The organism is Giesbergeria sinuosa, from assembly GCF_042652905.1.
GTDB classification, from domain to species: Bacteria; Pseudomonadota; Gammaproteobacteria; order Burkholderiales; family Burkholderiaceae_C; genus Simplicispira; species Simplicispira sinuosa.
In genome coordinates this window covers 90,149-108,688 of the sequence record NZ_JBHSHJ010000013.1, presented here as the reverse complement: position 1 = coordinate 108,688, position 18,540 = coordinate 90,149, and the positions used below count along the sequence as shown (strand labels likewise).

Here is an 18,540-nt window from a genome sequence, read left to right as displayed (position 1 = left end):
CTTGCAGCAGCGGTTCACCGCTACTGTTCTTGACCAGTGGGATATCGGCCAGCGCGCCATTGGGGGTGTTGGGGTCTTCGGCGCGGCTGTCACTGACAGGGGCAATGGTTTGGGTCGTGGTGGTGGTGGTTTGACCATCGCTGCCTGTTTGGGTGCTGGTCTGTGTTTGTACTGTCGTGCCATCGACAGTTTCGGTGTTGGGCGCTGGAGCCGGGGCTGGAGCTGGAGCTGGAGCTGGAGCTGGAGCTGGAGCTGGAGCTGGAGCTGGAGCTGGAGCTGGAGCTGGAGCTGGAGCTGGAGCTGGAGCTGGAGCTGGAGCTGGGGCTGGATCACCCCCGCCCCCACCCCCTGCACTGATGCCTGACACCGTGATACTGTTGTCGACGAGATCGGCCACCGTGGTCTCCGCTTCGGCACCGGCTGCCCAGTCTTCGGCCCCCGCCAGGTTGTAGCTGATGTTGCCCGTGCTGCTACTGCCATTTTTGTTGAGCACGGTTGCCAATGCTGTTTTGTCGGTAGCATTGAGGGTGACGCTAAAGCTGGTGCCATCGGTGATCTCGACACTGCTGGAAGTGAGCGTGTAGGCGGTGCTGTCACCGGTGATGGTCAATTTGCTGACATCAATGTCATTGGTAGCGCCGGAGCGTTTGAGCAGGCCGGTACCCGTGACAGCCAGCGTGCCAGTGCTGGCGTTGTAGGTGGCACTGGTCAGGGTGGGGGCAGGGACGTTGCTGACAGTCAGGGCGTTGCTGGGGTCGGCGTTCCCTGTTCCGTGCCAGTCTGCGGCAGCGTCTAGATTGAAGGTGGTACCACCGGTAGAACCGGTACCTGCCTTGTTCAAAATCTGGTTGAGCGTTGCTTTGTCCGTGGCATTGAGGATGATAGAGATGCTGGTGGCACTGCTGGCGGTAATTGCACCGGTCTCGGTCAGGGCGTAGGTACTGCCGCCTTCGCCGGTGATGGTCAATTTGGTTTCATCGACGGCATTGCCGCTGGTGAGGTTGGTGCCGGTGATCGTGAGCACGCCCGTGCTGGCATTGTAGGTAGCGCTGGTGATGGTGGGGACGCGAGCTGTAAGGCGAATGAACTCACCATCAAGGATAAATTCTTCGGGGGCGAAAGTGCCCGTGAGCTTGATCTCTACTTCTGGCGCATCATCCACGCCATCAGCATCAATGTAGAGGGTAGTCACACCACTGGTGGTAGTGGTCTGTACAGAATTCGCTGCAACGGCTGTGCCTGTGCCTGTGGTCACCAGCCCACCTGTGGAGGCCCGCCCCACCACTTGGATGGCATCACCGGTGCTGAAGTCGGTGATGGTATCTATATCGTTGCTAGTCGCCTCATACTTGAAGACATCGCTGCCGCTGCCCCCCGTCAAGCTATCGTCACCCGCGCCACCAATCAACGTGTCATCGCCACTGCCACTGTTGATTGTGTCGGTACCTGTCCCGCCCGTCACTTGGCTAGGTGCAATACCCGTGTCAGTGAAGCTGTCTCCATTGTCCTGAAGCACAAAGACCAGCTTCCCGCTAGCGTTGGTTGGCACTGTGCTCGCCTGCGTTATGGTCAGTCTATTGGTGGTTGTTATCGATGATGGTGAAAGATAAAAATCAATGGCCTGCTGGGTGTCTGTAAAGTTATTGTTGCTGACCTGATGAGCCAACCCCAATGTTGTACTGCCATAGTGTTCGAAGCTAATGCCGTAGGCCAGATTGGCAAAAATGTTGTCGTGGATATTCACGCCAGCCAAGGGTGTCATGACGGTCACGCCAGCAGTCTGATTGGCAGTCTCTTCGCGTGCGCCAGCCCCAAAGTTGTTGTTGGCAATTTCAACTACTCCAGCATTGGACAGCACCACACCCGACGACAGATACCCATTGGCGTTGGCGGTATCCAGCCCTGTGAATGTATTACCTGTCACTGTGCCGGTGGTGCCCATCCGGTCTGAATTGAATGAGCCAATTTGGATGGCGTTTTGCACGGTCAGGCTGCTGACCCCCGTTCCTGTGAAAGTGTTGTCCAGAATGTTGGCGTGCAGTTTGGCTCCCCAAGCAATGATACCGGTACGTTGGAAGGTCTGGAGCGTGGAGTTCTGAACAGTGACAGTGACCGGTGTGCTCAGGGCTGCATCAGCCTCGGCCACGATGCCAAAATTCTCATCGGTGTCGGCATACGCACCGCTGCTGCTATCAGCCATGTTCTTGACAGTAACTTTGTCAATGACCGCGTTAGTATTGAACACACCAATACCCACCAAGTCTTTGTTCGCGGCATCCCCGTCTACCACCGCCTGATAGCGCCCATCCACGGTGATGTTTTTGACCGTTACAGTGCCTGAACTTGGTGTGCTGGTTTGCAAATCTAACACGGGCATGCGCCAGCGCCCGTTGTTGCTCAAAAAGTCCTGTGCAGACTTGACCAGATCGGCTGTGTCCGGTGCCTCCAGCGTGACACTACCACTGGCACCTCCAAGCGCATCAATGGTCACGGCCTTGGTAGCGACAAACTGACCCCGGTACGTGCCATCGTGAATCAAAATACTGTCACCGTTTTTGGCAATAGCCAATGCTTCTTTCAAGTTGAAACCATCGGCCGCATCACTGTCAGCATCCAACACGGTTTGATCGACGTGAATGATATTGCTGGTCACCGTCACATCGGCGTTGGCAGTGCTGCTGCCATCATTCAACGCCATACGGATGATGGCATCGCCATAAGGCCGGGTGTTGCTGTACCCCACATGGCGCACCACGTCTTGCACCAAACTGCTGCTGGCGTTGGCATTGAAGCTGATATCGAGCGAGCCCGTAGAGCTGGTGTAAGTCCACGAAGCAAATGCGCTTCCTCCCGAGGTCAAAGTGCCATTGCTGTTAGTGCCTTGGGCCATTGGGCCACCCGTGACGGTGAAGGTGGCTCCTGAGGTAAAACCAAACACATCATGGGCGCAGCCATCGGCCATGCCACCGGCTTTGACACGATGCACGCTCAAAGTGCTGTTGTTCCAATTGCTGGCATCCAATTCAGCATCGCTGACAACGGCAGCGGCGCTTACCAGGCCATTGGCGGCATTGGCCAGCGTGATGGTGTTGCCTGTGCCTGCTGTGCCAGAACCGTTTAAATCGAGAACGGGGCTGGCATTTTCATCGTCGTTGATGGTGCCCGTAGCTGTGGCTGTGCCAATGGTGGCATTGGTTGCGTTGGATAACGTAACGGTGAATGTTTCATTGCCCTCCTGTGTGGTATCGCCCAGCACCGGCACAGTGAAGGTCTTGCTGGTATCGCCGGGATTAAAGGTCAGGGTGCCACTGCTGGCGGTGTAATCTGTCACTGCCGTGGCACTGGCGTTGTCACTGGTGGCGTAGTCCACCGTCACGGTCTTGCCCGAGGCTGCGCCCAATGTGACCGTAAAAGTCATGTTGCTGCTGCCGCTGTGGCCTTCCGTCAGGCTGGCGTTAACGATCGACAAGCTAGGCAGCGGATCGTCATCCATAATAGTGATGGTAGCTTGCTGAGTGCCGCTTTCGGTTGCTCCTCCTCCCCCCGTGACCGTGGTGATTTCAAGGATTACTGTTTCATCTGCTTCGTTCAGTGCATCTGGCACAGTTACCACCGTGGTGGTTCCTGTAGTCTCGCCTGCCAAGATCGTAATGGTGCTGCTACCCAGGGTGTAATCGACCCCAGAACTGCTGGCTATACCGCTCTGGCTCAGAGTAATCGTAGTGTCTGTTGAAGCAATTGCGCTCAGGGTGGCGGTGATTGTGGAAATGCCAGCTGATTCCGTAATGCTAGTAGCTGAAGCTCCCAAAGTCACACTAGGGACAGGTGGCCCAAAAGATCCTGTACCGGTAACAAAATCATCAGAAGTTAAGTTTTGACCTATATTTTTCACTAAGATGGTTACTTTATGCCCATTCCCATCATCTAGTATCACCGATCGATCTGAATTGCCTGTGCCAGATGTGATTTGATCAGCTAATAATCCGCTGAGCGTAGCACTCGAAACGGCGTTACTATTGATGAGTAGCTTTATCTTGTCGATGCCCTGCTTAAAATCTAAAATGGTATCAATGTCGTTACCACCTGCATCATTAATTTCGGCCTGAAAAACATCGGATCCCCCCATGCCGATTAGCTGATCAGAGCCAGCACCGCCATCTAGGGTGTCATTCCCACTCCCCGCAGCACTAAGTAACGACGTGATTTTCCCGTTCACCAAATCTGTCATAACTTGGGTGTAGATTGCACCATTGTTATCAGTGAAACGATAAACAGCAGTATCACCTACAGCCCCATCAACACCATTTCCACCAGATCCACCGTCTCCTCCGTCTCCGTTACCGAAGCCTCCCCCCCCACCACCACCAGAATTGTTATTAGCACCTCCTGTACCGCCTTTACCTTTATTCGTGCCAGCACTACTGGAATAGCCATTTCCACCAGCTGCGGCTGAAGAAGAACCAGCTGCCCCCCCTTGCCCAAAGTAACCACCACCGCCACCACCACCACCAAAAGTGGACACGTAAGTACTATCCTGTAGAGCCGATCCTCCTGATGCTGCCAAAGTTATGGAGGCATTTGCACCTACAGTGGCACCTTCACCTGCTGCGCCACCACCACCACCACCGATTCCACCTGATCCTGCATTGGCTGCGGCCCAAGATGGCCCTCCCCCAGAAGCGCCACCTCCAGCACCAATTCCTCCTTTGGCATTCGGGTTATCAGGTCCAAATGCACCACCGCCGCCTCCCCCACCATAACCGCCATAGCCACCTTGAGTATCTGTTTTACCTGCTCCACCATTAAACCCATCACCAAACAAGATATCGTTACCAGCGCCACCGTGGATTGAGTCAGAGCCTTCACCACCTAATCCACCAATACCTACACTGGTTGAGCTGCCACCATAACTACCGCCGCCACCACCTGAGCCGTCCCCAAAGATGACGTCATTGCCTGCTGTGCCAGTCAGTGTGTCAGCGTCACCTCCACCTGCACCACCAGCTCCGCCATTCTTACCTCCAGCCGCACCACCGCCACCGCCGCCTGAGCCATCGCCAACAATGAAATCGCCATTGGCTAAAACATACTCATAGCTGCTGAACGCTAACGCTCGGCTATCAATTTTCCCCGTTGACCTCTCCAGCACCCAGTCTCCACCGGATGTGCGGCCACCTGTCAGATTTTCAGATGCTGCAACATCGGTAGATGTTAGTTTTGCCAGTTTTTCAATGAAATCAACCCCAGTGATTCCATCTGCCACCTTGCAGCCGTACAGCAACAAGTCACCATCTTTTCTCAAATAAGAAGCAATTTTTTCTAACGCTGAAGAATTAATTTCGAGATTTTCTGATTTCAACTTTATAGCGCCGAACTGAATTTCACCAGAATCACCATGACTTAGTATATGAATAGCATCTAAACTATGAATTTCTCTTGATGAAAGATAGTTTGAAATTTCCAGCAGTCCATTGTTTTTTGCATTAATAACAACTAGATCTGTCTTGGAGGATATGGAATCAACCAAACCTCCCCATTCATTTAAATCATCAAACACAAATACCAATTCATTGTGTTCTTTGTCATCAGTGGAGCCTGAAAAATAGTCTTTTTCTTTTTTGTCAACAGAGAATAACATTTTTGAATCCCAATTCTAAAAATAAATTAAATTAATTATTTAGAGTCTAATCTAGAGTCCAATAATATTTAATTCAATTGCACGAGATATCATCTGCAATCGCGTATTTGCACCTAATTTTTGACGTACATTTTTTAAGTGAAACCGTATAGTTCGAGTATTTACATCTAGCCGCCATGCAATTTCAGCATCAGCAAATCCTTGTGCCGATAAATTAAGGCATTGGATTTCACGTGGGCTAAGCTCTGCATGGTGTGGCTTTGGCTTAATATTCAGCAAACGGATAACGGCCTCATGCATATAACAACCAAGCAAATGGCCGCAAGCCAATGATTTTACTGATTCTTCAAATAACTTATCAGCATCCCCTGGTTTTGAATATCCAAAGCCAGCAAGATCTTTTTGTTGCGTCACAATTGGGCATGTCACTCCAGCAGAAATACCAAATTGCTTTGCTTCTTCATACATTTTCCTTGCTTTTGCTTCAGAAAACGTAGCATTAGACCAAGGCAATGGGTAGTGGTGTTCACGAATATGCCTCGCAGTTGGGTCAACCAAATGATAATCCATTTCTAAATATCGATTTAGCCATGCATCTGGATAGGTAGCGACAGAGAACAATCGAAAATTATCCTGCTGCATGTCATCTTGTTGGCTTAACAGGTACATGTAGTGCTTGAATCCGAGCATTTCAATCACTTGCTGAGTTTGCTCCTTGAGCTGCTCCACCGATGTTGCGTTCAAGACGCGCAGCATAGACTCATAGATAGACATATCCATTATTTATCCTCAGATCTAGATGAATTGTCATGAAAAAAACCACTAAAGAAAACTGTCACTTGTGACAGTAGGACAAAAATGATCCTCTGGATCATGGAAAGATCATTGACCTGTCAAAAGACGCAGTAGCATGTTTCTAATTTTCTTGCTACATTTAAATTTCTGACTTTACGTCTAAGAAATTCGTCTGCTCAGTCACCAGAAAAACAATTTTTTTGGCTCATTTCAGGCAAAAAGTACCAAATTAAAACTGCTGTGAACTTTTTGATTGGCGTGATAATTCCGCACCGCAACCGACACTGCACCCACCCCGGCGGGTTTACCTGCCGCCATCACTCATGCCCGTCAGACAACAGTAATGCCTGCAAGTGACCCCTTATGTCCCTCGAAACTACCAGGCAATCCTCTGGATACACACGAAACACGGCCGCACTGTAAGAGCCAAAAACAGATGGCCGCACACCATCACCATGCAGACTATCGTCACCGTACCCTAGGCCTGCAGGTTTTGCAATTGGGCCACAAAATGGCGAACATTTACGAATTGCTTTAATTGAACAACCAAATGCTGTACAGCTAGACCAAAACCTACAGACCCGAGGGCATGGTACGTATTAAGCAAGCAGCCCTTGATAGACAAGTGGATGTTATGTACGGACAAGACAGATATGGACTACTAGCTCGATTGGATGGATGCTAGTCGCAGTCACAGGCGCATCAACGTGCTGAAGGCATTGAGCTAGGTTACGGGGTCAAGACCACAGGCACTATACGGAGTTTCTGGACAAGCCGACACACTACAGCGATTCGTATAAACGGACATTTGCGGTGATGGATAACGCCAGCATGCACCATAACCTCAACAACCGAATGCGCGAAGAATGACTGGCGGGGTATTTTTTCCGTTGAACTTGTCTGTCGGACTATAGCACGGGGCTCAATCTGATAGATATCATCGAGAAATAAGCTAATTACCACTGATTTTTATTCTAAATTTTGGCGGAAACGGCATATTTACCGATGCTAATGAATTATTTAATGAGTCAGGTACTAAATATCATTCTTCAACAATCTATTTATATAATTCATGAGTTTATCAAGCCAGAAACAATCAATAATATCAGAAAATAATGGCCTGCAAGCTAAATCATGTGGGGTGTATGATAATTCTCACAGTACGCATAAAAACATATGTATAAATCTTAAATTGCATCCAAATGATTATAAAATAATCGAAACTGCGGCAAAATTCCGAGGCATAGGAATAGAAGATTTCATTGAAATAACTGTTTATTTATGCGCAAAAGAAATAATTTTTCAAACCCATCCATTTATTGATATATTAAGTCAACAAGATACTGAACTGAACCAACGTGGAGAAAATTGAACATCTGCGAGCGCCAATTCAGCGATTTGCATATCTGGGCAACGATATTGAACCGATTCACTGAGCTGGGCAGCCCTCAGACAGTAGTCCCGGCATAGCACTAGCTAGGCTAGCGTGTTATGAACTCAGACTTGGTCTGGCATCGGGGTAAATTGTGGCCATGTCCCGCAAACCCTACCCCACCGATGTCCGTGACGAGGAATGGGATTTCGCTCTACCGTATTTGGCACTGATCACCATCGAGGCGCCCCAACGTCACTACGATCTACGCGAAGTCTTTAACGCCCTGCGCTGGCTCGTGCGTGCTGGAGCCCCTTGGCGCATGCTGCCCAATGATCTGCCTCCCTGGGAGGTGGTATGCCAGCAAACACGCCGCTGGCTGCAGGCCGGTTGCTTTGACGCGATGGCCTCAGCTCTGCGCTCCATCATTTGTGTCGCTCAAGGCAAACAAGGCCAGCCCAGTACGGTGATTCTGGATGGACGCACTCTGCAATCGAGCTGTGAGAGCAGCCCTCGGGCCGGTTATGACCGTTATAAGTGCAGGCGTGGCAGCAAGGTTCACATGGCAGTCGATACGCTGAGGCATTTGCTGGCCTTGCATGTGACACCCGCCCATGAACAGGAACGCGCGCAGGTGCAGGTGCTGTGTGAGGCTGTGCAGTAGGTCACGGGGGAGACAGTGAAGTTAGCGTGGGCCGATCAGGGCTATACGGGAGACAAAGCGCGCAGTGATGCCCAAGGACATGGAGTGCAGTTGGAAATCGTGAGGTTGCCAGAGGCAAAGAAGGGCTTTGTATTGTTGCCTAAGCGTTGGGTGGTGGAGCGCAGCTTGGGCTGGCTGGCGAGGTTTCGCCGGTGAGCGAGAGACTACGAGCGGTTGCTGCAGGTGTTTGCACTTTTTGGTGTTTGTGGTGCTGATGTTGCTAGCGGCGAGCCAGATATTGGCTGCTGCTGGGAGTTCATAATACGCTCTAGATGGATTCCTCTCTCAGCCTCTTATTGGTGATGAGGCTAGGTTCTGTGGTCTTGTGATACAGGGCCTTTTTATTTCTAGAAACCCTCGCCTCTGGTGAGGTTGTCTTCTCCTGTTTTGGCACGCAATGAACCCGTTTTCCACCCTGCATCTGCCTACCGACCCCACCATCACGGCTCCCGATGGCTCCGATGTGCGGGTCTTGCTTGGCCTGTCTGGTGGCGGCATGGCACATTTTGAGCTAGCTGCAGGCAAAGTCGCCAAGGCTGTGGCCCATCGCACGGTGGAGGAAGTGTGGTTCGTTCTGACAGGCCGTGGCGACATGTGGCGCAAACAAGGTGACCGGGAGGAGATCATTGCCCTACAGCCCGGTGTCTGTCTCACGATCCCCTTGGGTACACATTTTCAATTCCGTGCATCTGCGTCGGAATCTGTGTCTGCTGTTGCAGTAACGATGCCCCCTTGGCCCGGAGAAGATGAGGCCGTATTTGTTTCGGGGCCATGGCAGCCATCCATGTAGAACGGATCACTGGCATCGGTGTACCCGTGCAGTGAATTCTTTGCAGCCACCATTGACATCGTCTTGCTTGAACTGGTGGCTGGATTCTCCCACTTTCTCAGATGTTGGCGCCTCCTCAGTGCCCGAGGTGGTGCAGTGCGAGGGTGGATGCAAGACGGCAGCCTACAGAGAGAGCAACGCCAATCCCCCCAGTGCCTGAGCAACCCCGTGGAGCAGGAGCAGGCGCACCGAGCAATCCAGCATCGGCTCAGACCGATGCTAGGATGGAAGTCGTTTTATACAGCAAGGCACCTGATAGCCGGTATTAAGACCATGCACATGATTGCCAAGGGGCAGATGAACTGTGAGATGAGGGACAGCATTTCAACCGCTGAGCAGTTCTACCACTTGGCCTCATAACCGCCACCGACCTTATTACGACAGAACCAATCATTGAATCAATATGACCCATTCGATTAAACAACTTTGTTGCGCAGCTTCTCTCCTGCTGCCGGCCTTGGCCGGTAGCCAGGAGTTTCCTTTCTTTACCGCTGCTCAAAACGGCTTTCGACTCAGCATTCCCTATCTGGAATACAACGGCGGTGTCAGCAAACAAGGATTCCGGATGGCGTTGACCACCAGCGATGGCGGACTCTTTCAGTTGGAGCCGAGTTCGGTTGGTAGCGTGAGCACGGTCACTCCGGCGGTGAACGCCACCACGATCGCTGAGGTAAACGGTGCTTTCAAGCTGAACATCCCCTATTTAGAGTATGCCAACGGCAGCGTCACCCGTGCCTTTCAGGTTGCACTGAGTTCCACCGACCTCAGTGTCTTTAGGCTAGATCCGGCATCGGTGATCGAAGTAGCGGTGGAAGAATCGCCCTACGTCAAAGACGACCCCACCGTCTATGCGGTCGAAGAAGCGAAAGTATTGAGCGCAACCGTGGTCACGGTTGACGGGACTTATACTTTTGCCGACGTGAATGCCGATGTGGATGACAGCGACGCGATCGTTCCAGAAGTGGCCGCTCACTTCATCGTCGATGGCTATCCCGATGATGGCAAGGCTACCAACGCCACGCTGCGCTTACGTGGCCATAGTTCACGCCTCGCAGCGCAGAAATCCTACCGGATCAAACTGGCCAATGATGCCGCAGCCTGGCGCAATGAAAAAACCTTGCAGTTCAACAAACATCCGTATGACCTGACCCGGATGCGCAACAAACTGGCTTTTGACCTGTTTCGAGACATTCCACACATTCCCAGCTTGCGCACCCAATTCGTCCGCATTGGCATCACCAACAAGAACGCCAGTGGAGTCAGTTACGCCACCGGAGACTTCGGACTTTTTACCCACGTCGAAAAAATGGGCAAGGAGTACCTTAGCAAACGTGGTCTGCCCACTGATGGCAATATTTACAAGGCTGAGGATTTCGACTTCCGCTTGAGTCCAAAGCTCGCCCTAGACGGCAACGGTAAGCCGCTCAATAAAACCGAATTCGAAAAGGTGTTAAGTCTGGAGGCTGATAACGGGAATCATGAAAAACTGATTGCTATGACCAACGCGGTCAATGATGCGAGCACGGACTTCGATACCGTATTCACTCAATACTTCGATCGGAAAAATTACCTGACCTGGTTAGCCACAAGCATCTTGATGGGTAACCGGGACACCATCAACCAGAACTTCGCGCTTTACCAACCCAAGGCCAACGACAAGTTCTACTTCTTGCCCTGGGATTATGACGGCGCCTTTGGCTTTGAAGACCAACCGAGCCAAAGGGCCGCCGGCCCGCTTTATGCAGCCTACCAGAAAACCGTAGCCAATTGGTGGGGCGTTCCCCTGCACCAGCGATTTTTGAGCGATCCTCAGCACCGGGCTGAACTGGTGGCAATGGTGAATGAGCTTGCCGATCGTTACCTAACCGAAGCCAAAATCAAGGCCAAGATGGATGCTTATCGGCCATTGGTTGAGCCATCGATTACCACTTCTCCAGATCTCGACCATCTCCCACTTGTCAGCAATGCTGCAAGCAGCGAATGGGATGCCGAACGCACCCGAATCGCCAAAGTGATTCAAACGAATCTCACCAACTTCACCAGTACGTTGGAAAACCCGATGCCTTTCTGGCAGTCGGCTACCAGCCAAGGCAATCAAATTCAGTTGAACTGGGGTCAATCGGTCGATTTACAGGGCGACCCGGTTCGTTATACCGCAATGATCTCGGCAAACCCCGACTTCTCCAGTGTCAAGATGCAAAACGATCTGACCGAGAACCAATGGCTGGTGCCAATGCTCCCTGATGGAACCTGGTATTTGAAGGTATTTGCTACTGACAGCAAAGGAAACACCCAAGAAGCGTTTGATGTTACGGAATCGGCAAATAATCGCTATTTTGGTGTGCTCACTTTTGTGGTCAGGGGAAGTCAAATCGTGCAGCAGTGATCGATAACTTACCATAGCAGATCAGCGGTAGCCCAAGGCAGTAAAGCCTAGAGCCTTTTATGAACTCGGAGGGTGCTGGACAAGGGTAACTTTCCCATCATGTTCCGCATGCCATCCCCCTCCGATGTCCGTAATAAAGCACGGGATTTTTCCCTGCCGCCCTAAAACGGATCACCACCGCGTACATCACAAGCTTTAGCGGTCAAGGGAGATGGTATGAAATTAGAAAAAAATAAATAATAGAGTCAAGACTGTATGTCCCCCAAGCACAAATATTTGATCTCTAGATAATCATCTATGCCGTGGTGGGAGCCTTCTCGGCCCAAGCCAGATTGCTTGACACCACCAAACGGTACGTGTTCAGTGGCGAGCAGGCCCACATTGACACCCACCATGCCATATTCCAAGGCCTCACCCACACGGAAAATTCGGCCAATGTCGCGGCTGTAAAAGTAACTGGCCAGACCAAAATCGGTGGCGTTGGCCGCCTCGATGGCTTCTTGCTCGGTTTGAAACCTGAATACGGGTGCCAGTGGGCCAAAGGTTTCTTCGCTGGCACACAGCATGTGGGCAGCAGCATCGGCCACCACGGTGGGCGCAAAAAACTGGCCGCTGCCCAAACCAGACAGGCGTTGGCCGCCAGTCAGTACCCGTCCTCCTTTGGCGATGGCATCTTCCACATGGCGCTGCACTTTTTGCACCGCAGCCTCTTCAATCAACGGCCCTTGGTTGACACCCTCGTCAAAGCCATTGCCCACCTTGGCCGTCTGCACTTTGGCGGCAAACTTGTTGACAAACGCGTCATAGACTCCATCTTGGACATAGAAGCGATTGGTACAAACGCAGGTTTGGCCCGCATTGCGGTATTTGCTGGCAAAGGCACCTTCTACGGCGCTGTCAATGTCTGCATCATCAAACACAATAAAAGGCGCATTACCACCCAGTTCCAGCGCCAGTTTCTTCACGGTAGGCGCACATTGGGCCATCAGAATGCGGCCTACCTCGGTGCTGCCGGTAAAGCTGAGGTGGCGCACGGTGCTGCTGGCGCACAGCACCTTGCCAATGGCAATGCTGTTGGCACTGTCAGCCGTCAATACATGCAACACCCCTGCCGGAATGCCTGCGCGCAGCGCCAGTTCAGCCACCGCCAGCGCCGTTAGCGGGGTGAGTTCGGCCGGTTTGATCACCACTGGGCAACCCGCTGCCAGTGCTGGAGCTACCTTGCGGGTGATCATGGCCAAGGGGAAGTTCCAAGGCGTGATGGCAGCGCAAACACCAATGGGTTGTTTGAGTACCAGCAGGCGTCGGTTATTGTCGAATGGGGGCAAGGTTTCGCCGTTGACGCGTTTGGCTTCTTCAGCAAACCACTCGACAAAGCTGGCACCGTAGGCGACTTCGCCTTTGGCCTCTGCCAGTGGCTTGCCTTGTTCTGCGGTCATGATGCGGGCCAAGTCGTCTTGGTGTTGCATGAGCAAATTAAACCAACGCCGCAGCACCATGCTGCGCTCTTTGGCCGTGGTGTTGCGCCATGCGGGCCAAGCAGCGGCTGCGGCTGCAATGGCGGCTTCGGCCTCTTGTGGCCCCAGATTGGCAACCTGTGCCAACAGGGCACCAGTGGCGGGGTCGTGTACGGCAAAGCGGTCGCTGCCGCACACCCATTGGCCGTTGAGCAGAGCGTTGGTTTGAAGCAAGCTGGGGTCTTGGAGCAGGGCGAGGGGGGAAGTTGTCATGGAGAATGAGTGCAGAAAAAGGGGGATAGGCGTGAGACGGGATTGAAGCAGAATAGCCAAAACCTTGCTTCCCAAGGACACGCCCATGCTCATACTTTTGTTGACTGGCCGGGCGGGTTTGGTGGTCGATGCAGATGTGACCCTAGCAGGCAAGGCCAAATCTATAATCTCTGGCTATCCTCCAAGGGTAGGGCGCTGGTTGACCTGCCCTCCTGAATACCCCCTCACACACCCCATGAGCACACCCATTTTTACCGTTGCCGACATCCGCAAGACCTTTTTGGATTTCTTCGCTTCCAAGGGGCACACTGTTGTGGCGTCCAGCCCGTTGGTGCCGGGCAATGACCCGACGCTGATGTTCACCAATTCCGGCATGGTGCAGTTCAAGGACGTGTTTTTGGGCACTGACAAGCGCAGCTATGTGCGCGCGGCCTCGGTGCAAGCGTGCTTGCGTGCGGGCGGCAAACACAACGATTTGGAAAATGTGGGCTACACCGCGCGCCACCACACCTTTTTTGAGATGCTGGGCAATTGGAGCTTTGGCGACTACTTCAAGCGCGAAAGTCTCAAATGGGCTTGGGAGCTGCTGACCGAGGTTTACAAGCTGCCCAAAGAGCGTCTGCTGGCCACGGTGTATGCCGAAGACGATGAAGCCTACGATATTTGGACTAAAGAAATTGGCCTGCCCCCAGAGCGCGTGATTCGCATTGGCGATAACAAGGGTGCCCGTTACAAATCAGACAATTTCTGGATGATGGCCGACACTGGCCCCTGTGGCCCCTGCTCCGAAATCTTTTATGACCACGGCGAGCACATTCCCGGCGGCCCTCCGGGCAGCCCCGAAGAGGACGGCGACCGCTTTATTGAAATCTGGAACAACGTGTTCATGCAGTTCAATATGGCCGAAGACGGTTCGGTCACGCCGCTGCCTGCACCTTGCGTGGATACCGGCATGGGGCTGGAGCGTTTAGCTGCCATCTTGCAACATGTTCACAGCAACTACGAGATTGACCTGTTTGATGCCCTGATTAAAGCGGCCGCCCGCGAAACGGGTTGCACCGATCTGGGCCACAAGTCGCTGCGCGTGATTGCCGACCATATCCGCGCAACGGCTTTTTTGGTCAGCGATGGTGTCATCCCTAGCAACGAAGGCCGAGGCTATGTACAGCGCCGCATTGTGCGCCGCGCTATTCGGCACGGTTACAAACTGGGCCAAAAAACCCCGTTCTTCCATAAGCTGGTAGCCGACTTGGCACAGCTCATGGGCGATGCTTACCCGCAAATCCGTGCCCAACAGCAACGCATTACCGAGGTACTGAAGGCCGAAGAAGAACGCTTCTACGAGACCTTGGCCAACGGCATGGAAATTTTGGATGCGGCCTTGGCCGATGGTGCCAACACGCTGCCTGGCGAGATCGCCTTCAAGCTGCACGATACCTTCGGTTTTCCGTTGGATTTGACCAACGATGTCTGCCGTGAGCGCAGCGTGGCCGTGGACGAAGCCGGTTTTGCTGCCGCGATGGAAAAGCAAAAGGCCCAGGCCCGTGCCGCAGGCAAGTTCAAAATGGACAAGGCGCTCGATTACACGGGCGCAGGCAATACCTTTACCGGCTACGAGCATGTGCAAGAAGGGGCCGCCAAAATTGTTGCCCTGTATGTCGATGGCGTGAGCGTGGCCGAAATCAAATCCGGCCAGAGTGGTGTGGTGGTGCTCGATACCACACCGTTCTATGCTGAAAGTGGCGGCCAAGTGGGCGACCAAGGCCGTATTACCAGTGGTTCGGCACAGTTTGCTGTGGCCGATACCCTCAAAATCAAGGCCGATGTGTTTGGCCACCACGGCACACTGGAGCAAGGCACGCTCAACGTGGGCGACCATGTCTGCGCCCAAGTGAACACTGTGCTGCGTGCCGCCACCGTACGCAACCACAGTGCCACCCACTTGATGCACAAAGCCCTGCGCGAAGTGCTGGGCAGCCATGTGCAACAAAAAGGCAGTTTGGTTAATGCCGAACGCACCCGCTTTGACTTTGCCCACAATGCGCCGGTCACGGATGCTGAAATTCGCCAGATTGAAGCCTTGGTGAATGCAGAAATTTTGACCAATGCCGCTGCCCAAGCGCGGGTGATGGACATTGAATCGGCACAAAAAACCGGCGCGATGATGCTGTTTGGCGAAAAGTATGGCGAAACCGTGCGCGTGCTGGACATCGGCTCCAGCCGCGAGCTGTGTGGCGGCACCCATGTGCAGCGCACGGGCGATATTGGTCTGTTCAAGATCGTCGCTGAAAGCGGCGTGGCAGCAGGTGTGCGCCGCATCGAAGCCGTGACGGGCGACAACGCTCTGGCCTATCTGCAAGCATTAGAAGATGCCGTAGCCCAAGCTGCATCGGCCTTGCGTGCCCCTACAACAGAGGTCAACAGCCGCATCGCCCAGACGTTGGAGCAAATCAAGGCGCTAGAGAAAGAGGTGGCGGCGCTCAAGGGCAAGCTGGCCTCTAGCCAAGGCGATGAGCTAGCCACCCAAGCCACCGATGTGAAAGGCTTGAAAGTGCTGGCCGCAGTGCTGCCCGGTGCCGATGCCAAAACTCTGCGTGACACCCTCGACAAGCTCAAGGACAAGCTCAAGACGGCTGCTATCGTGCTGGCCGCTGTGGATGGCGACAAGGTGCAACTGGCCGCTGGGGTCACTGCCGACAGTGTGGGCAAAGTCAAAGCTGGCGAGCTGGTCAACTTTGTGGCCCAGCAAGTGGGGGGTAAGGGTGGTGGCAAGCCCGACATGGCGATGGCTGGCGGCACCAACGCCGCCCAATTGCCCGCTGCGTTGGCGAGCGTGCAGGCTTGGGTGGCTGAACGCCTTTGATGGCTGACTGAGGGGCAGGCTATGTAGTCTGCCCAAGGGTGCGAGAAGTGGAGCCGCAACAGCCGGACGGGGCCGGGCCACAGCAGCCCTGCGCTGCTGGCGTGGTGCTTGCCCCCAACATCGCAGCTGCAGCCAGCAGAGCGGCTTGCACAATCACGGCCTCTGGCACGGCCTCGTAAGATTGTCCGGCCAATTCCAAGGTTCGGCAGGGCGCGCCTTCGCAAGCAGCGCAACAGTTGCTTTGGCCGGTAGCGGCACCTAGCCAAGTTTCCAACGGTTGGCCGCCAATCCAAAGGCGGTTGGATTCGGCCGGTTGTGTCCGGAAGCTGTCTAAGGGGATTTCTTGGGTGTCTAACACTGGCTGCAACCCCAGTGGGGCCAGTGCTGTCTTTAACTGGGCCACGGCTTGCAGCAGGTTCTGGTGGGTACTGTGGCAGCGTTGACAGGTTTGCCCATCGGGGGTGACCAAGCGTTGCCAGACAATCGGCAGCGATTTCATACGGCAGTTTGCAGCCATTGCTGCACATCGGCTTTGTTTGGAATGCGTCCGCTGGCAACCAGCTTTTCATTGATAACCAGCCCTGGTGTTGAGAGCAGGTCATAGGCCATGATGGCCTGCATATCGGTTACTTTGACAAACTCGGCTTCAATGCCTGCCTCGGTGGCCGCTTCGCGGGCCACGGCTTCAAGTTTGCGGCAGTTAGAGCAGCCAGAGCCGAGGATTTTGACAGTCAACATAAGAATCTCCTTGCGGGTTGAAAAAACCATTCATAGCGGTGTGCGTGCTGCTTGTAAGCGATGCAGCCAGACCAACAAGCCAGCCAACATAGTGACAAAAATAGCCAAGCCCAAGGCCAGCGTTTGCCACGCTATGCCGTCTACCCAAGCCCCATACGAAAGCCCAGCCAGCACACTGAAAATAGCCACCAGCCCCACATAGGCAAAGGTTTTTGGGCGGCCAATCACCGCTATCACCATCAAAATGCTTTGCAGGCTTAACTCTGGATCGGCCATCAGGTAGGCCAATAATGGCCCTGGGTGCATGCCCAAGTCCAAAAACATCTTGGCTACTGGCACTTCGACCAGCGTTGGGAAATACATAAACACACCAAACAGCACAGCCACCATATTGGCCGCTATGGTGTTGCTGCCGGCCCAGCTTTCAATCCATTCGGGTTGAATCACTTGGCGCACCATGCCAACGATAAAAACACCAATGACCAACAGGCCAAAAATTTGTTTCACAAAGCGCCAAGCCTCCCAAAGCCAAGCTTGGCGGTCATCCGCCTCCAAGGCTTGCAGGTAATGCCAAACGGCCCACAAACACAGGCCCACGCCAAAGAAGCGCCCGGTCAGCGCCAATTCCAGCCCCTGGGTGTTGGGGGTCAGGCGCAAGGCTGCTATCAGCAGCGTGGCAGCGGTCAGGCCCAACGTGACCCATGTCCAACGGTTGGCCCCTTCAATGATGTTCTCTAGCCCCTGCCAAGCGGTGCTGGCAATGAACAACAGCAGCAGAATTAACACCGAGCCTTGGAAAGTGACCCCTTCTTCGCCTTTCGCAGCATCGTAGGGAACCCATTGGAACAAGGTGTCTTGCCAATCTTGTGCCCACGCCAGCGGCAACGTGATGGTGCCCAGGGTGCTGGTTAAAGGCCACAGTTTGAGCGTGCCAGCTATCAGCAGTGCCACCATCGATAGCAGCAGGCCGGTGGCCGCAGAACCCACGCGGGCTTTCTCGGCAAACAGGGCATCGGTTTGGGCATCATGGCTGGCATCATCACGCCAAAACAGCATGGCCATGAGCAGCCCGATACCCATGCCAAACAGCAGACACAGCACAAATCGTGCAGCAGCAAACTCCAGCCCCAAAATACTGCCGGTGTAGGCCAGAGCCATGATGTTCCCTGCTGGGGCAAAGAACAAAAAAGTGATGGCGGGGCCAACACCCGCCCCTTTGCGATAAATACCGGCAAACAAAGGCACGATAGTGCAAGAGCAGACCGCCAGCAGTGAGCCCGCTGCCGCCGCTGCTGGGTACGATATATGAACTGGTGTATTGCGGCCTAGCCAGCGTGTGATGCTGGCTTTGGGAATGAGTGCGGCCATAGCCCCAGCAATAAAGAAGGCAGGCAACAGGCACAACAGCACATGGGCTGCCAAATAGGCCGCCAAGTTGCCTGCACCACCTTCAAGCAATTGCAGAAAGTACGCCATCACATTTCCC

12 protein-coding genes and 2 pseudogenes are annotated in these 18,540 nt (G+C 53.5%); 6 read left to right on the top strand and 8 right to left on the bottom strand.

Annotation, left to right across the window (positions count from 1 at the left end; translation table 11 throughout):
- The 4 genes and pseudogenes from ACFO6X_RS14015 to ACFO6X_RS14000 all read right to left on the bottom strand — a co-directional run.
- A partial coding sequence (locus tag ACFO6X_RS14015; protein WP_382434124.1) for a beta strand repeat-containing protein occupies positions 1 to 4,228 on the bottom strand: 4,228 nt, incomplete at its 3' end.
- A gap of 56 nt (positions 4,229 to 4,284) precedes the next feature.
- Positions 4,285 to 4,434, bottom strand: coding sequence for a hypothetical protein (locus ACFO6X_RS14010; RefSeq protein ID WP_382434131.1), 150 nt, complete (start codon positions 4,432 to 4,434; stop codon positions 4,285 to 4,287).
- A gap of 673 nt (positions 4,435 to 5,107) precedes the next feature.
- Positions 5,108 to 5,638, bottom strand: a pseudogene (locus ACFO6X_RS14005) (DUF4347 domain-containing protein); the annotation flags it as partial.
- A 51-nt stretch (positions 5,639 to 5,689) separates the two neighbouring features.
- Entirely contained in the window at positions 5,690 to 6,418 is a 729-nt protein-coding gene (locus ACFO6X_RS14000; protein ID WP_382434108.1) for a LuxR family transcriptional regulator, read from the bottom strand.
- A gap of 1,087 nt (positions 6,419 to 7,505) precedes the next feature.
- Between ACFO6X_RS14000 and ACFO6X_RS13995 the strand changes: the two genes are divergently transcribed.
- The 5 genes and pseudogenes from ACFO6X_RS13995 to ACFO6X_RS13975 all read left to right on the top strand — a co-directional run bounded on the left by ACFO6X_RS13995 (position 7,506) and on the right by ACFO6X_RS13975 (position 11,723).
- Positions 7,506 to 7,805: a hypothetical protein gene (locus ACFO6X_RS13995; protein WP_382434106.1), complete on the top strand. Its 300-nt coding sequence runs from the start codon at positions 7,506 to 7,508 to the stop codon at positions 7,803 to 7,805.
- A gap of 160 nt (positions 7,806 to 7,965) precedes the next feature.
- Positions 7,966 to 8,770, top strand: a pseudogene (locus tag ACFO6X_RS13990) (IS5 family transposase).
- A gap of 135 nt (positions 8,771 to 8,905) precedes the next feature.
- A complete protein-coding gene (locus tag ACFO6X_RS13985; protein WP_382434104.1) occupies positions 8,906 to 9,298 on the top strand; it encodes a cupin domain-containing protein in 393 nt (130 codons plus the stop codon).
- Between the two features lie 147 nt (positions 9,299 to 9,445).
- On the top strand, positions 9,446 to 9,697 hold the full coding sequence (locus ACFO6X_RS13980; protein ID WP_382434102.1) for a DDE-type integrase/transposase/recombinase: 252 nt from the start codon (positions 9,446 to 9,448) through the stop codon (positions 9,695 to 9,697).
- 43 nt (positions 9,698 to 9,740) lie between these two features.
- Positions 9,741 to 11,723, top strand: a complete 1,983-nt coding sequence (locus ACFO6X_RS13975; protein ID WP_382434100.1) for a CotH kinase family protein — start codon at positions 9,741 to 9,743, stop codon at positions 11,721 to 11,723.
- Positions 11,724 to 11,968: 245 nt separating this feature from the next.
- Here ACFO6X_RS13975 and ACFO6X_RS13970 read toward each other — a convergent pair whose 3' ends face one another.
- Positions 11,969 to 13,453 carry an NAD-dependent succinate-semialdehyde dehydrogenase gene (locus ACFO6X_RS13970; protein ID WP_382434098.1) on the bottom strand — a complete coding sequence of 495 codons (1,485 nt, stop codon included), beginning with the start codon at positions 13,451 to 13,453 and terminating at the stop codon, positions 11,969 to 11,971.
- Positions 13,454 to 13,688: 235 nt separating this feature from the next.
- Between ACFO6X_RS13970 and alaS the strand changes: the two genes are divergently transcribed.
- Complete coding sequence (alaS, locus tag ACFO6X_RS13965; RefSeq protein WP_382434120.1) at positions 13,689 to 16,316, top strand: alanine--tRNA ligase; 2,628 nt, start codon at positions 13,689 to 13,691, stop codon at positions 16,314 to 16,316.
- 19 nt (positions 16,317 to 16,335) lie between these two features.
- Here the strand turns inward: alaS and ACFO6X_RS13960 are convergent, their stop codons facing one another.
- From ACFO6X_RS13960 to ACFO6X_RS13950, 3 genes are read right to left on the bottom strand one after another with little or no spacing between them, the layout of a single operon-like run.
- Positions 16,336 to 16,815 carry a DUF2703 domain-containing protein gene (locus ACFO6X_RS13960; RefSeq protein WP_382434096.1) on the bottom strand — a complete coding sequence of 160 codons (480 nt, stop codon included), beginning with the start codon at positions 16,813 to 16,815 and terminating at the stop codon, positions 16,336 to 16,338.
- The gene (locus ACFO6X_RS13955; RefSeq protein WP_382434094.1) at positions 16,812 to 17,054 is read right to left on the bottom strand and encodes a thioredoxin family protein; all 243 of its coding nucleotides are present in this window, start codon (positions 17,052 to 17,054) and stop codon (positions 16,812 to 16,814) included. Before ACFO6X_RS13955 ends, ACFO6X_RS13960 begins: the two co-directional genes overlap by 4 nt.
- A 30-nt stretch (positions 17,055 to 17,084) precedes the next feature.
- Positions 17,085 to 18,530: a permease gene (locus ACFO6X_RS13950; RefSeq protein ID WP_382434092.1), complete on the bottom strand. Its 1,446-nt coding sequence runs from the start codon at positions 18,528 to 18,530 to the stop codon at positions 17,085 to 17,087.
- Positions 18,531 to 18,540 lie beyond the last annotated feature (10 nt).